Below are 14,617 nucleotides of genomic sequence, written 5' to 3'. Positions count from 1 at the left end.
AGGCTGTTCAATTGAACAGCCTCTCTTTTTTATTAGATTTTTTTGCTTCTTATCTAAGCTCTGCTCCAAGTTGCTTTTCCAGGTTTTGCTGAAGTTTGTTCATGATCTTATCGATCTGCTTATCGGTCAGCGTTTTCTTTTCGTCAAGCAGAATAAAACTTACAGCGTAACTCTTCTTTCCTTCCGGAAGGTTAGCGCCTTCATACACGTCAAAAAGATTTACATCTTTAAGTAAGACCTTTTCAGTCTTAAATGCGATATCATAAATTTCCTCAAACTGTACTGAATTATCCAGGAGAAGAGCAAAGTCTCTTCTTACTGCCTGAAATTTAGAAATCTCTTTAAATTTATTCAGCTGATTTTTTGAAGTCTCCACCACCTGATCCCAGTTAAAATCGGCAAAAAGAACTTCCTGACCTATATCGAAATTCTTTAGGATCTTTTTCTTAATTACTCCGAACTCTACCAGCTTCGCATTATTAAAACTAAAAGAAATACCTTCCGAAAATATGTCATTTTTGACAGGAGATGTTTTTAGGTCTCTAATGCCCAGTCTTTCCAGAATTGAATTGATCACTCCTTTGAGGTAGAAAAATTCACTTCTTTGGACAGCATGGGTCCAGGTTTCGCGTTTTCGGTTTCCGGAGAGAAAAACCGAAAGGTGTTTTTGCTCTTCCCGGCCATTGCCGAAGTTATGATAGGTTTTCCCGAATTCAAAGAACTTAAGGTCGGCCCTTTTTCGGTTGAGATTGTAGCTCACTGCTTCCAATCCTGAAAACAATAGCGATTGCCTTAGCACAGAAAGATCCTGGCTAAGAGGGTTGAGCATTTTTACAGCGTGCTCTTCCTTTAAAAGTTCACTTAATCCCAAATACGCCGGACTTGTAAGGGAATTAGCCATGGTTTCAAAAAATCCCTGGCCAACCAGTTGCCCTGCGATTAGATTCTGAAGTTTGTAATCTTCAAATCTTGTGGAATTGGCGACAGATGCATTTATTTTATCCCCAAACTCTATGTTGTTGTATCCATACACCCTAAGGATCTCTTCAATAACATCTGCTTCCCGTTTTACGTCTACTCTATAAGATGGAATGGTAAGGCCCATTCCGGTTTCAGTAACATTGTTGACTCTAATTTCGAGGGAGGCCAAAATAGATTTAATGGTTTCCTTAGACAGGTTTTGGCCCACGAGGGAATTGATCTTCTCAAAAGTGAGGAATACAGGAAAATCTTCTACTTTTTTGGGATAGTAATCATCTATGTCACTCGAAACACTTCCTCCTGCCAATTCCTGGATTAATAATACTGCCCGTTTAAGAGCATATTCTGTTATGTTTGGATCAATTCCTCTTTCATATCTAAAAGAGGCGTCTGTATTAAGTCCGTGACGTTTTGCTGTCTTTCGAACAGTAACAGGATTAAAATATGCGCTTTCAATAAAGAGGTTTGTAGTTCCCGAAGTTACTCCGCTACCAATTCCCCCGAAAACCCCGGCGATAGCCAAAGGTTTTTCTGCATCACAGATCATAAGATCCTCTTCATGCAGTTCTCTTTCTACCTCATCAAGGGTTGTAAACTTTGTTCCTGCCGGAAGGGTTTGAACTATAATCTCATTTCCGCTTATCCTGTCCGCATCAAACGCGTGCAAGGGTTGCCCTAACTCATGCATTACATAATTGGTGACATCAACAACATTGTTTTTTGGAGTGATGCCTATAGCCTTCAGGCGATTTTGAAGCCAACCGGGTGATTCCGAAATTTCCACTCCGGTTACTGTTACTCCGCAATAACGGGGAGCAAGTTCAGGTTTGGTGATCTTTACCGGGACTTTTCGGCTGCGGCTGTCAACATGAAAACTACTTACCGATGGGGTGATCAATTCCTGTTGTTCTCCCTGTTGAATTAAACCTGCCTTAAGATCACGCGCTACTCCCCAATGGCTCATAGCATCGGCCCTGTTAGGAGTTAAACCTATTTCAAATACATGATCGTCCTCTATTTCAAAAAGACTGGCCGCAGGAGTCCCCGGTTCCAGGGCCGGATCCATGACCATAATGCCTTCATGGCTTTGCCCCAGGCCAAGCTCATCTTCTGCACAGATCATCCCGTGACTGCTCTCGCCCCTAATCTTACTCTTTTTGATCTCCCAGGGAGTGCCTTTTTCATCATATAAAGTAGTTCCAACGGTGGCAACCGGCACTTTTTGGCCTGCAGCTACATTGGGAGCACCACAAACAATCTGAACCGGTTCACCGTTACCCAGGTTAACCGTGGTAATCTTTAGTCGATCGGCGTTGGGATGTTGTTCGCAGGTAAGAACTTCACCTACCACTATCCCGCGGAGGCTGCCCTTTACACTTTGAAATTCATGAATACCTTCTACTTCAAGACCCAAATCTGTGAGTAATTCCCCGGTTTCTTCGGGGGTGCGATTAACTTTTAGAAATTGCCTGAGCCAGTTATATGAAATCTTCATTGAATAAATTTTTCCAGCTGCAAAGATAACATTACGAATGATTTTGGCATAAAAAAAGGAAGGGGTATTTGTTCCCCCCTTCCTTTAAACTTTATGCTCAAACCATTTTTCTTCAGTAATGTTCATTTCCTAATCTTTTATCAGGAGTCATGGTTGTTGCTCCAGGATTATCCACTTAGATTGTCCTGAAGGACACATTGTTGAAATCTGTTTTACTTCTGTAAGCAAATCATCTCGGGATCTTGTCTCAACATTAACTTATGTAGTTCCATATATTCTTCTCCTTCACGAGCTGGGAGTAAGTATATTTTACTACTTTGTTTTTCTCAAGTTCGAGCTTAGGGTCTTCTTTAAGAAGTTGTAAAGCATAGTGGCGCGCAGATTTCAATATATCGTTGTCCTTAACAATATCTGCGATCTTTAAATTGAGCACACCGCTTTGTTGGGTCCCCATAAGATCTCCGGGGCCACGGAGTTTCAGGTCTACTTCTGCTATTTCAAAACCATCGGCAGTACGAACCATGGTTTCCAGGCGGGTCTTACTGTCATTGGATAATTTATGCCCGGTCATAAGAATACAGAAACTTTGTTCGGCACCACGACCAACGCGGCCCCGCAACTGGTGAAGTTGTGATAGCCCAAACCGCTCTGCACTTTCAATGATCATCACACTGGCGTTGGGAACATTTACACCCACTTCAATTACTGTAGTGGCCACCATGATCTGGGTTTCCCCCTTTACAAACCGGTCCATCTCATAATCTTTATCGGCCGGTTTCATTTGTCCGTGCAGGATCGAGATCTGGAACTCGGGCATGGAAAATTCCCGGGCAATACTTTCGTAACCATCCATAAGATCCTTATAATCCATGGTTTCCGATTCCTGAATAAGTGGATATACTATATAGATCTGCCGGCCTTTTCTTATTTCATCCCGAATAAAAGCAAAAACTTTTAACCTGTTACTGTCATACCTGTGCACGGTTTTAATTTCTTTCCTGCCAGGCGGTAATTCATCAATAACAGATATATCCAGGTCTCCATATAGACTCATCGCGAGCGTTCGGGGGATTGGTGTTGCAGTCATTACCAGCACATGAGGTGGCAAGTGATTTTTCTTCCACAACCGTGCTCTCTGGGCCACTCCAAACCTGTGCTGCTCATCAATGATCGCAAGCCCAAGATTGTGAAATTTCACCTTTTCTTCAAGCAGGGCGTGGGTGCCTATTAGTAAGTGTAATTCGCCGTTTTCAAGAGCTTCATGAATTTCCCTTCTTTCTGAAGTCTTTGTAGAGCCCGTGAGCAACCGTACCTTGATCCCAAGATCGGTAACAAGATCTAAGATCCCATTGAAATGCTGGATCGAAAGAATTTCTGTTGGAGCCATTAAACAAGCCTGGAATCCGTTATCCAGGGCAAGCAAAATGCTCATCAAGGCCACAATAGTTTTTCCCGATCCAACATCTCCCTGCAGCAACCGGTTCATTTGAGCCCCGCTCCCAAGGTCCTGGCGTATTTCTTTAATTACCCTTTTTTGGGCATTGGTTAATTCGAAAGGAAGATGGTTTTCATAAAATTCCGTAAAGTGGGAGCCCACCTCTTCAAATGGAAAACCTCTGATCTTTTGCTTCCTGATCATATTCTTGATCAACAGCTGTAACTGGATATAAAAGAGTTCCTCGAACTTAAGACGAAACTGGGCTTTTGCCAACAACTCCTGGCTCCTGGGGAAATGCGCATTAAAAAGCGCCTCGGCTTTTGGAAGCAGGTGTAGTTCTTCCAATAAATTTTCTGGAAGAGGATCAACGAATTTATTGCCACTTTCCAGGAAAAGTTGCTGCACGCACCGGCTAATTACCCTATTGGTAACTCCAGCTTTTCCGAGCCTTTCTGTAGAAGGGTATACAGGTTGCATGGCAGTGCGCAGATTTTTTTTATATTCTTCCACCAGCTCCATTTCGGGGTGTGGCATACTAAAAAGGCCATTAAACCAGGAGGTTTTTCCAAAGATAACATAAGGGGTATTGAGCTTCAGGTTCTCACGGATCCATTTTTGTCCCCGGAACCATACGAGTTCCATCTTCCCGGTATCATCCACAAAATCGGCAACAAGTCGTTTTCCCTTTTTTTGCTCAACCGTTCGAAGGTGAACAATTTTCCCTACGATTTGCACTTCAGATGTATTCTTTTCCAGCTGTGCGATCTTGTAAAAGCGGGTTTTATCGAGATACCGGTTGGGAAAAAAGTTTAGAAGATCGCCATAAGTGTGAACCCCAATCTCCTTCCGCAGGATCTCTGCCCGGTTGGGACCAATACCTTTTAGGTAATCAATAGGAGTTTGCAGCAGGCTTGGATTCATGGAAACGAAGATAAAAAAAAGCCTTTTAGGAAGGTAAGTTTTTCCCAATTTGAGCAGGTAGCGTATATTTGAGTAATGAAAAGTTCCATCTTCCTGATCCTGGCTGCCCTTTTAAGTGCTGAAACCTATGCCCAGCAGACTCCCGCTGTTGATTTTACACGACTTGAGGCCGAAGTTGCCATTAACCCTTCAAAAAAGGTGGTTTCGGGAACAATTATATATGAATTCGACATTTTTGAGCAGGTAGATTCCATCTTTATTGATGCCCAAAAAATGGATTTTTCTGAAGTTCTTCTGAATGGCAAACCTGTTCCCTTCGGAAGTGATCAAAACAAATTCTGGATCACCGGAAGCTTCTCACCGGCACAGGATCAACAACTTCAACTGAAATATTCGGCTAAACCCGCTCAAACCATGTATTTTATTCCGAAGAAGCCGGAAGGAGCAGGGCAGCAGGATTACCAAATGTGGACCCAGGGGCAGGGGAAATACACTTCCCACTGGTTACCCAGCTTTGATGACCCTACCGAAAAGCTTGAGTTCGATCTATCCTTTATTTACCCTTCAGAAAAAATACTGATCTCCAATGGAGAATTACTGAAAACTCAAAAGCTAAACGATTCTCTCACCCGCTGGGAATATGATATGGTGCATCCCATGAGTAGCTATCTGGTTGCCGTGGCAGCAGGGGATTATGACGTTCTTACTGAATCAGAAAATGGAATTCCGCTGCATTTTTACTATCCACAAGGTATGGAAAACCTTGTGGAGCCCACTTATCGCCACAGTGAATTTATGATGGACTTTTTTGAAAAAGAAACCGGAGTTCCATATCCCTGGCAAAATTATAAACAGGTTCCTGTTAGGGACTTTTTATATTCGGGAATGGAAAATACCGGTACCACGATTTTTTCAGATATTTTCCTGGTGGATTCTATTGGCTACATCGACCAAAATTACGTTAATGTTAACGCTCATGAGTTGGCTCACCAGTGGTTTGGAAACTATGTGACGGCCGGGACCCCTGAAGATCATTGGCTGCAGGAAGGTTTTGCTACTTATTATGCTTTACTTGCCGAAAAAGAGATTTTTGGAGAGGATTATTACTACCGAAAGCTTTTCAAAACAGCCGAAGAGCTTAAACAGTTAAGTGACCAGGGAAAAGGAGAGGCGGTAGTTTCTAAATATGCCAGTTCCCTTACTTATTATCAAAAAGGAGCCTGGGCTTTGCATATTTTAAACGAGAAGATTGGCAAGGCTGCTTTTGACAGAGGAGTGAAGAATTATTTGGAAAAATATAAATATTCGACCGCCACAACAGGCGATTTTATAACCGAGATGGAGGCTGCCAGCGGGCAGGATCTTTCAGGTTTTGTGAAAGACTGGTTGCAACAATCGGCTTTTCAGGGAACTGAGGCATTGGAATCTCTCAAAAGGTCTCCTTTTATTCAGAAATATTTGGAAGTGGCAGCGGCAAAACCTCTTGCCATTTCAGAAAAAAGACAACTGCTTCGCACAGCCCTTAGCTTTCCGGTGAATGATTATCTGGGGCAGGAAGCCGTACTGCAACTTGGGCTGGAAGATCCCGTTGAAGTTGCTGATCTCTACAAAAAGGCATTTTCAAGCGGAAACCTTTTCACCCGCCAGGCCATTGCTTTTTCATTGCAAGAGGTGCCACAGCAGTTAAAAACTGAATATGAATCACTATTAAATGACGATTCTTACCTCACGCAGGAGATGGCGCTTTATAATTTGTGGATGTCTTTCCCGGTTGACAGGGAGCGTTACCTTAGAAAAATGGAAGGAACAGAGGGGTTTCTTGATAAAAACCTTCGCACACTTTGGCTTGCTTTAAATCTTGCAACCGCCGGATTTGAGATGGAATCAAAAGGGGAATATATTAAAGAACTCAGAGGTTATACAGCGCCACACAAACGGTTCCAGTTGCGGCAAAAGGCATTTGAATACCTGTACCAGTTAAATGCCTTTGATGAAGAAAGTTTGGATAACCTAAATGATGCAGCAAAACATCCCAATTACCGCTTCAGGGAATTTGCAAAGCAGCTGCTCAAAACTTTACAGGAGACAGAGGTGAGGGGAAGTAATTAGGTTCCCCGCTCGCCACTTCCCGTTCCAGAAGCAAGTAGTTCCCAGCCCATTTTTGGACACAGATGTCTTTTTGAATTTTAATTAATTCTTTGGCGGTGTGATCATTATATGGGCACGGTGTGTACCGGGATCCATGATCCAGGGCATTCCAGGTGCGAAAGGTTTTTCGGGAAGACCGGTAGACTCTGCAGTGGCGTAAGGAATGTAGATTACGTATCGAAAATGTCCATCGGTAAGTTCTCCCGTTTCAGAATTATAGTTTTCTTCACTTCCGGTTAAAATTGTGGTCATTCCGGGAGTATCGGTTAGGGTAAGAGTGCCGGCTTCAGCTTCATTTTTTCGGGTAACACGTTTTTCCATTTCACCTTTACCTTCAGCAGAAAGTTCGCGGCCGCGGGCCATAAAAGGTTCCAGCTTTTTTGAATAACAGGAGACATTAATGCCTTCTTTCCCGGGATCATCTGCCAGGCATACCAGGTGATTTGTGCCCTCACGTAAAACGACCATTTCTCCCTTATCATTATATCCATAAACCATGACACCAGACCTAAGTTCCTCGGGTGCGGCAAGCGTGGCAGTTTTGATCTGGACCTCAACAGGCAGGACTTTGGTTTGGGCATTAATAAGAGTTGGAAAGAGGAGCAAAAGAAGTACCTGGAAAGTTTTCATATAAAATAGTTTAATAGCTTAAGTCTAAAGATATGAAAAATGCTTTTATGCCAATATTTTAATCCCCTGGAGAAAACAAATAAATTTTCTCTGAAGGAATTTTTTCAGATAATTGAGTCAAACCCAATTATTCAAAAAACTTCATGGAATCTCCCGAACCTGTTTTAAAATCTTTAATTTCCTGAATATTTCTTTTAATCCTACGGTTCTGCCTTCTGTTATTTACCAAAAGAATGATAAGGAGTAGAGAGGCAATTCCTGCAATACCGGTGAGAAAATATTCCATCTTTTTAATTTAACAGGGTAAAGCTAAATCAAAAAGAAAGACCTTCTTTGAGGAAAACCGTAAAACAGTGCTTTTTTCAGGTAATTTAATTCCAGTCCAGCAGTCTCTGTTCCCCCTCGATCTTTTTAATCTCGGTGATGTCCTGAGACATTTCAATGACCCCGCGGTAGTTTTTTTGATCATCCCGCACCGCAAAATACCTTATATAGATAAGCCTTTCTTTAAAGTTGATCCAGAAAGAAGCTTCATTTTTTGTCCCTTTTCTAAATTCTTCCAGGATCTTTAATACTGTTCCCACACTTTTGGGAGGATGACAAAATTTTACTTCTCTTCCAATGATTCCGGCACTCCTGGGGAATACCCTTTCTTCTCCGCGATTATAAAAAATTACCTTGTCATTTTCATCAACATAAGTGATGTCCAGAGGCATAGTTCTTAGGAGCAGGTTGACTTGATCTACAGTCATATAACCCTCGTCATAATGTGCTGCATTTGAGGTGTTAAAAGTTAATTCGCGTTTAGTGTGATCCTGGGAAGGGTGAACATATTCCTCCTTATTTTCGGGGAACAAGGCAGGTTCTGTTTGCAACATCCACCCAATTTCTTCCTCACCTTCTCGAACTTGCTTCCAGTCCTCTTGGGTAAGTAACTCCAGGGCATTAGGAAAAAGAACGCTATCCTCTACCAGCAGTAATCTAAAGATGCTGCTCACCAGATACTGTGCATCTTGTGTAGCTTCTGAAAAATTGCGGTTTTCCAACTTTTTTCTAAGGATCCTGAATTGCTCCCGAATGGTATCATGAAAGGACCACATGTTCTTGGATGGTTCTGTCCAGCCTTTTTGTTCCAGTACCGGAAATAATTGATTTTCCTTCCGCTCGAACCTTCGCTCAATCTGTTGTAGCTGATTGAAGATGTTGTAGAATTTCTGATTTTCTTTTTCAGGGTTGGTTTCCAGAAATTCTTTTCCCAACCCCTGGATCAACTCTTTTTCTTCGGAATATATATTGACGGGATGTCCCTTTGGTAATGCTGAAGTATCTATGGTCTGGGTCATGATTAAATAATTTCAGCAAATAAAGCGGATAGTTTTGTCCTGGATTATGACTAAGGTCACATCAGGATGAAAGAGGACTTTTTCTCTTGGATCCTTCTGGGTTCCCATTTGTATTCCTGAAACTTTCGGTAATAAAAAGAGGTGCCAAAAATGCTATTTTTGACACCTGTTATTCTGGATTACCCACTTTAACCCTTTCAGGGTTCCAAACCCTGAAAGGGTTAAGGATTACAGAAGTTTCTTAATGTCTTTCTCCAGACTTTCAGGCTTTGTAATTGGGGCAAATCTTTCTACTGGCTTGCCCGTGCGATCAATGAGGAATTTTGTGAAATTCCATTTGATCTTGCTGCCTAATATTCCTCCCAGTTCGGTTTTAAGATATTTGAACAGGGGATGAGCTTCCTTTCCATTAACATCTACTTTTGAGAACATGGGAAAGGTCACTCCGTAATTCACTACACAACCTTCGGCAATGGATTTTTCGTCTCCGGGTTCCTGTTTCCCAAATTGGTTGCAAGGGAACCCCAGAATTACCAATCCTTCATCTTTGTACTTTTTATATAATGTTTCCAGGCCTTCCAGCTGGGGAGTAAAACCACATTCTGAAGCTGTATTGACCACAAGCACCACCTTTCCTTTAAAGTCATTCATTTCCAAATCCTGTCCTTGAAGGTCCTTTGCTGAAAAATTATAAAATTCACCCATTAATTTTCTTTTTTGTAAAGATAGTCAGGATTTTTCCCAAGGAAATGGCTGTTGCCAAAAATTACATTGGCTTTTCGGGAATTATAGAAGAAGCAGGAGTTATATCCAAAGCTTTAAAACAAAAAGAATATTGACAAAATGAAGCCTTTCTTATCCAAATAATAAACCAGGTAGTAATGACCATCCATACTGGGAAAAGAAAACCCTTAGAAAGAAGAATAGGGGGGTACTCTTCCACAGACTAAGGGTTTCTACTAACTATTTCAAAATTAGTAAGTAAATTACTACAGGATTACCGTAATCGGCATTCTTTTTACCTTAAAGAACTATACCGGGTCGGAAAGTAGTTTTACCGGTTATTTTTGGTCAAATCAATTCCGGGTCCTGGCATTCTGTAAGTATTTTTACTTCAAAAAAGATCGTAGTTCTCATTATATATAAAAAATGACCCAGGTCATATTTTCCTTCCAAAAATGCCATTTTCTTTGCCGCCTAAAGAATTGCCGGGTAGAATTACTGCGCCGGCACCATGTTATTGGCAGCAGCTTATGAAAAAAGATCCAGGAAAAATGGAATTAATGGCTCCCGCAGGAAATTTTGAATCTCTGCAGGCAGCTTTGGAAAATGGAGCAGATTCTGTCTACTTTGGAGTGGAACAATTGAATATGCGGGCAAGGGCATCTATTAATTTTACAATGGATGATCTTTCGGAAATAGTTAAAAGGTGTGAGACGAAAGGGGTTAGAAGTTACCTTACTTTGAATACCATAGTTTACGATCACGACCTTTCACTTATTAAAAATCTGCTTTCGGCAGCTAAGCAAGCAGGGATTACTGCTGTTATCGCTAGTGATCAAGCTGTGATCGCTTCTGCTCGCGGGATGGGAATTGACGTTCATATTTCTACGCAGCTCAACATAACCAATATTGAAACTGTAAAATTTTACAGTCTCTTTGCCGAAACAATGGTATTGTCACGGGAGCTAAGTCTTAGACAGGTAAAAAATATTTCTGAACAGATCCAAAAAGAGCAAATAAAAGGTCCTTCGGGAGAGCTGGTCAAGCTTGAGATTTTTGGCCACGGGGCACTTTGTATGGCAGTTTCAGGAAAGTGTTACCTGAGCCTGCATTCTCACAATTCTTCAGCAAATCGTGGTGCCTGTAAACAGAATTGCCGCAAAAAATATACGGTTATCGACCAGGAATCGGGGTTTGAGATCGAGATCGATAATGAATATATGATGTCTCCAAAAGACCTTTGCACCATTAATTTCCTGGATGAGGTTATGGAAGCAGGAGTACAGGTTTTGAAGATAGAAGGTCGTGGCCGTGCTCCGGAATATGTAGCAAAAGTGACCAGAGCTTATCGTGAGGCTATCGATTCCTGGTATGAAGGAACATATTCCGAAGAAAAAGTGTCCGATTGGATGGAGCGCCTAAGCACCGTCTATAACCGCGGATTCTGGAGCGGGTACTATCTTGGACAGAAACTGGGAGAGTGGAGTAAAACTTCAGGTTCTCAGGCTAGTCAAAAGAAAGTTTATGTTGGAAAGGGTGTGCACTATTATCCAAAAGCTGGAATAGCAGAATTTAAGATCGAGGCGTATGATATTAAAAAGGGAGATAAGATCCTGGTTACGGGACCCAGCACCGGGGCGCAGGAATTTGAATTGGAGGAAATGTTCGTGAATGATATGCTTTCAGAAAAAGCCGGGAAAGGGGATAGCTGTACGATCAAAGTTCCTTTTAGAGTAAGACTTTCAGACAAACTGTATAAAATGGTGGAGGCATAATGGTAGTTGTGACCCTGCAGCGGAACAAATGTATTGGTTGCAATTACTGCGTGGAGCTGGCTCCCGGGCAATTTCAAATGTCTAAAAAGGACGGCAAGAGTGTGTTGCTAAAATCTGTTGATCGCAAAGGTTTCCATACACTCAAGTCTGCAGATCATTCAATATTAGAAAACTGCGAAGCAGCAGCAAAAGCCTGCCCGGTTAAGATCATTTCGGTGAAGGAGACATAACTTTATTTGCCTTAATAGTTTTTAGCCTTACCCAAAAATGGTTGTAAGGTCTGCAAATTTTAAAAATGTATTCTGTCGCAGTTCCAGCTAGAGATAATAACAATTGCTTCTTTCGTTCCAGACAGTTTTTAATTAATAATGAGATGGTTCGTTCTGTAAAAAAAACAAACCATCTCACTATAATTTTTTACCGGTTGAACCTTTAATGATCAACCTGTATTTTTTAATCCGCTCGCGAGTGCGGTGGTTATTTGCAATAGATGTGTTACCAGTTCTTCATCTTTGGTACTGCCTTTAGTTCTTCTCCATGCTTCTAGGTTTTTAATCTGCAAACGGTGGAGGGAGATCAAAGCATCATTGCGCCTGTTTAAATTGTCGAGCAGGCTCTGTCTTCGTTCTTCCCGATCTTTTTCAAACATGGCACCAATTTCTTCAAGTCCTTTTTGATGTTCATTTTTTATAATTTCTGTAATCTCCGTTCTTACTTTTTCATCCTTTACAAGAAAGGCATAGGCTTCCATTACAGCAGGTTCGGCATTCATAATGTTGGTTTCTACCTGGATCAAAACGTATCTCAAAAAAGGCCATTCCTGGGCAACTTCCCGGAGTTGCTCATATTGCTGCGGATTATCGGCTTTTAACCTTCGCAGGGCATATCCAATTCCAAACCAGCCCGTAATATTAAATCTGGATTGATTCCAGCTAAAAACCCATGGAATTGCTCTTAGATCTGAGAGGCTTCTTGTTCCGGTACGCCTGGCAGGTCTGGATCCAATCTTACTTAGTTCCAGTACATCAATTGGAGTGGCTTCACCGTAAAAATCCAGAAAGGAGGGATGTGCGATCAATTCCTGATATTTTTCTTTGGAATATTCTGCTACCTGTCGTAGAGCATCAATGGGATATCCTTTTTTAGTTTTAGGATGAAGACGATTGCCGGTTTGCAGAGCAGTTCCCGAAAATAACATTTCCAGGTTATAAGTAGCTGTGAGCATATTGGCAAATTGTTGAGCTATGGTCTCTCCCTGTACTGTGAGTTTGATCTCCCCGCTCATGCTTCCCGAAGGCATACTTTCCAGGAAGCGGTGATATTTCCCGCCACCCCTGCTTATGGTGCCTCCAATACCATGGAAGAATCTTAGTTCTGTATCATGTTTGTCGGCCATTTCCGTCAGGTTTTTTTCAGCCCGGTAAATATTCCATCGGCTGGCAATAATTCCGCCGTCCTTATTGCTGTCGCTGTAGCCCAGCATTACCTCCTGTGGCCTTCCTTTTTCCCTGTAATATGCAGGATGTGTGAGAAAGCTTTCTAAAATATCGCCCGAGGCAATAAGGTCATCAATGGTTTCAAACAGTGGGACTACCTGGAATGTTCTCCTGTCGATTCCCACCTCCCTAAAGAAGAGGTAGACAATTAGTAGATCGCTAAGCTGGCGGGTCATGCTAACTATAAAGCTTCCTACTCCCTGAGGACCAAACTTATCTGTATGTTCTTTAACTACTTTGTAACTATCCAGCACCTTATCTGCTTCGGGCCCAAAAGATCTTCCTGCAGTAGCAAAGGGGCGGTCGCTCTTTAATTCTTCCGAAATAAATTTAACCCGCTCTTCTTCGCTCCAGGTTTTAAATTCGGGCTTATCGGGAAATGTTACTTTCAGAATCTGTTCCAGGGCTTTGTCATGAAATTCACTGTTTTGTCTTATATCCAGCCGGGCGAGATGAAACCCGAAACACTCTACTATTCTTTCCACCGGGAATAAGAGATCCTCAACAATGCGATTTGCACCTATTTCAAAAAGACTTTTCCTTAAAATGTTAAGATCCTCAAGAAGGTCATCCGGCCTGTTATAAAATGTGTTTTCCTGTTCGTTTCCTGTGGTGGTATGATCCAATTTTAATAAAATAAGGCTCACAAACTGTCTCCAGGGCTCGTATGGATTGCGTCCCAATGCTTTACTTCCTTCTTCTCCCAACGCTTCCGACATTTTTTCAATTGCCTCCTGCAACTGTTCTGAAGCCTTATTGCTTATGCCCGAGAAGCTCATATCGGCAGCCAGGTGTTCCAACCGCTCTTGTACGAGGTGAAGCGCAGTTTTTCTATGTTCTTCGAGAGTAGATTTTGTTACAGATGCGGTAACATATGGATGTCCATCCCTATCGCCACCTACCCAGGTTCCAAATTGTAACCTGGGAAATTTAAGGTTTTGCGAATCAAAGCCCATGTTGATCCAGCTTTGTTTTAGCTGAATGTCACTTTTTCTCAATGCCTGCGGGAAAACTTTACTGAAATAATGGATTACATTACTTCGTTCCATTTCCACGGTAGGTTTTTTTAGATAGACCTCTCCGGTGCGCCACCATCTCTCCAGCAGAGTTTTGATGTCTTCGGCAATAACCTGTCTCTCGGTAAAAGAAAAGGAGGTGTTCTCAAGCTTTATAAGGTTGAGGTAGATTTCCCTGTGCAGTTCCAAAATGGAAATGCGTTTTGTTTCTGTAGGGTGGGCGGTGAGTACGGGAATCAGTTTTACTTTTGAAATGATCTCCTGCATTTGATTTTCCTTTAGCCCCTGTTCCTTCCATCGTTGAAAAGTTTCACTCCAGGAGCCCCTTACAGATTGCATTCCCGTTCTGTCAACCAACCTTCGGCGGTATTGAACTGCGGCATTTTCTTCCACAAGGTTCATGAGCTGCAGGTAAATACTTAGGACCTGGATTTGTTTTTCTTCCAGGGCTGGATTTGTAGAAAAAGAATCTTTTAGGTCTTCATGTTTTGTGAGGAGACCTGCAAGTTCATGCTCCCCCAGATTATTTAAAACCTGTTGGAAGCAGTCGGTAAGAAACTGCATGTCTTTTTCTATTTTGTTAAATGCTTTATTGCTATTTGTTTCTATCATTTTAATAATATTTAGCCCTGAAGAATTAGTCTCATTAAA

Annotated in this window: 10 protein-coding genes; 3 read left to right on the top strand and 7 right to left on the bottom strand. The window is 41.9% G+C overall.

The genetic code is table 11. The features are described 5' to 3' along the window. Nucleotides 1-49: 49 nt before the first annotated feature. Nucleotides 50-2,476: a phenylalanine--tRNA ligase subunit beta gene (gene pheT / locus OU683_RS11070; RefSeq protein WP_268138215.1), complete on the bottom strand. Its 2,427-nt coding sequence runs from the start codon at nt 2,474-2,476 to the stop codon at nt 50-52. A gap of 253 nt (nt 2,477-2,729) precedes the next feature. Next, a complete protein-coding gene (gene recG / locus OU683_RS11065) occupies nt 2,730-4,835 on the bottom strand; it encodes an ATP-dependent DNA helicase RecG (protein ID WP_268138213.1) in 2,106 nt (701 codons plus the stop codon). A 75-nt stretch (nt 4,836-4,910) separates the two neighbouring features. Between recG and OU683_RS11060 the strand changes: the two genes are divergently transcribed. Beyond that, nucleotides 4,911-6,944 (top strand): M1 family metallopeptidase, encoded by a 2,034-nt coding sequence (locus OU683_RS11060; RefSeq protein WP_268138211.1) that lies wholly within the window; start codon nt 4,911-4,913, stop codon nt 6,942-6,944. Between the two features lie 81 nt (nt 6,945-7,025). Here the strand turns inward: OU683_RS11060 and OU683_RS11055 are convergent, their stop codons facing one another. The 4 genes from OU683_RS11055 to OU683_RS11040 form a co-directional block, all read right to left on the bottom strand. After that, nucleotides 7,026-7,613 carry a hypothetical protein gene (locus OU683_RS11055; RefSeq protein ID WP_268138209.1) on the bottom strand — a complete coding sequence of 196 codons (588 nt, stop codon included), beginning with the start codon at nt 7,611-7,613 and terminating at the stop codon, nt 7,026-7,028. A gap of 127 nt (nt 7,614-7,740) precedes the next feature. Further along, a complete protein-coding gene (locus tag OU683_RS11050; RefSeq protein WP_268138207.1) occupies nt 7,741-7,899 on the bottom strand; it encodes a hypothetical protein in 159 nt (52 codons plus the stop codon). Between the two features lie 85 nt (nt 7,900-7,984). After that, a complete protein-coding gene (locus tag OU683_RS11045; RefSeq protein ID WP_268138205.1) occupies nt 7,985-8,956 on the bottom strand; it encodes a DUF438 domain-containing protein in 972 nt (323 codons plus the stop codon). 228 nt (nt 8,957-9,184) lie between these two features. Then, complete coding sequence (locus tag OU683_RS11040; RefSeq protein ID WP_268138203.1) at nt 9,185-9,661, bottom strand: glutathione peroxidase; 477 nt, start codon at nt 9,659-9,661, stop codon at nt 9,185-9,187. A 548-nt stretch (nt 9,662-10,209) separates the two neighbouring features. Here OU683_RS11040 and OU683_RS11035 point away from each other — a divergent pair. Both OU683_RS11035 and OU683_RS11030 read left to right on the top strand, forming a co-directional pair. Further along, nucleotides 10,210-11,454 (top strand): peptidase U32 family protein, encoded by a 1,245-nt coding sequence (locus OU683_RS11035; protein WP_268138355.1) that lies wholly within the window; start codon nt 10,210-10,212, stop codon nt 11,452-11,454. Then, on the top strand, nt 11,454-11,684 hold the full coding sequence (locus tag OU683_RS11030) for a ferredoxin (protein ID WP_268138201.1): 231 nt from the start codon (nt 11,454-11,456) through the stop codon (nt 11,682-11,684). The genes OU683_RS11035 and OU683_RS11030 overlap by 1 nt, the downstream gene beginning before the upstream one ends. Nucleotides 11,685-11,893: 209 nt before the next feature. Here the strand turns inward: OU683_RS11030 and OU683_RS11025 are convergent, their stop codons facing one another. Continuing rightward, a complete protein-coding gene (locus OU683_RS11025; RefSeq protein WP_268138199.1) occupies nt 11,894-14,578 on the bottom strand; it encodes a phosphoenolpyruvate carboxylase in 2,685 nt (894 codons plus the stop codon). Between the last annotated feature and the right edge of the window lie 39 nt (nt 14,579-14,617).

Source organism: Salinimicrobium sp. TH3 (genome assembly GCF_026676115.1).
Lineage (GTDB): Bacteria > Bacteroidota > Bacteroidia > Flavobacteriales > Flavobacteriaceae > Salinimicrobium.
The sequence above is the reverse complement of the archived record's forward strand: the minus strand, read 5'-3'. Positions and strand labels throughout refer to the sequence as shown.

Coding starts and splice junctions, on each gene's coding strand:
- OU683_RS11045 (WP_268138205.1), bottom strand. CDS start 8,956: ATGACCCAGACCATAGATACTTCAGCATTACCAAAGGGACATCCCGTC.
- OU683_RS11055 (WP_268138209.1), bottom strand. CDS start 7,613: ATGAAAACTTTCCAGGTACTTCTTTTGCTCCTCTTTCCAACTCTTATT.
- pheT (WP_268138215.1), bottom strand. CDS start 2,476: ATGAAGATTTCATATAACTGGCTCAGGCAATTTCTAAAAGTTAATCGC.
- recG (WP_268138213.1), bottom strand. CDS start 4,835: ATGAATCCAAGCCTGCTGCAAACTCCTATTGATTACCTAAAAGGTATT.
- OU683_RS11040 (WP_268138203.1), bottom strand. CDS start 9,661: ATGGGTGAATTTTATAATTTTTCAGCAAAGGACCTTCAAGGACAGGAT.
- OU683_RS11025 (WP_268138199.1), bottom strand. CDS start 14,578: ATGATAGAAACAAATAGCAATAAAGCATTTAACAAAATAGAAAAAGAC.
- OU683_RS11060 (WP_268138211.1), top strand. CDS start 4,911: ATGAAAAGTTCCATCTTCCTGATCCTGGCTGCCCTTTTAAGTGCTGAA.
- OU683_RS11050 (WP_268138207.1), bottom strand. CDS start 7,899: ATGGAATATTTTCTCACCGGTATTGCAGGAATTGCCTCTCTACTCCTT.
- OU683_RS11035 (WP_268138355.1), top strand. CDS start 10,210: ATGAAAAAAGATCCAGGAAAAATGGAATTAATGGCTCCCGCAGGAAAT.
- OU683_RS11030 (WP_268138201.1), top strand. CDS start 11,454: ATGGTAGTTGTGACCCTGCAGCGGAACAAATGTATTGGTTGCAATTAC.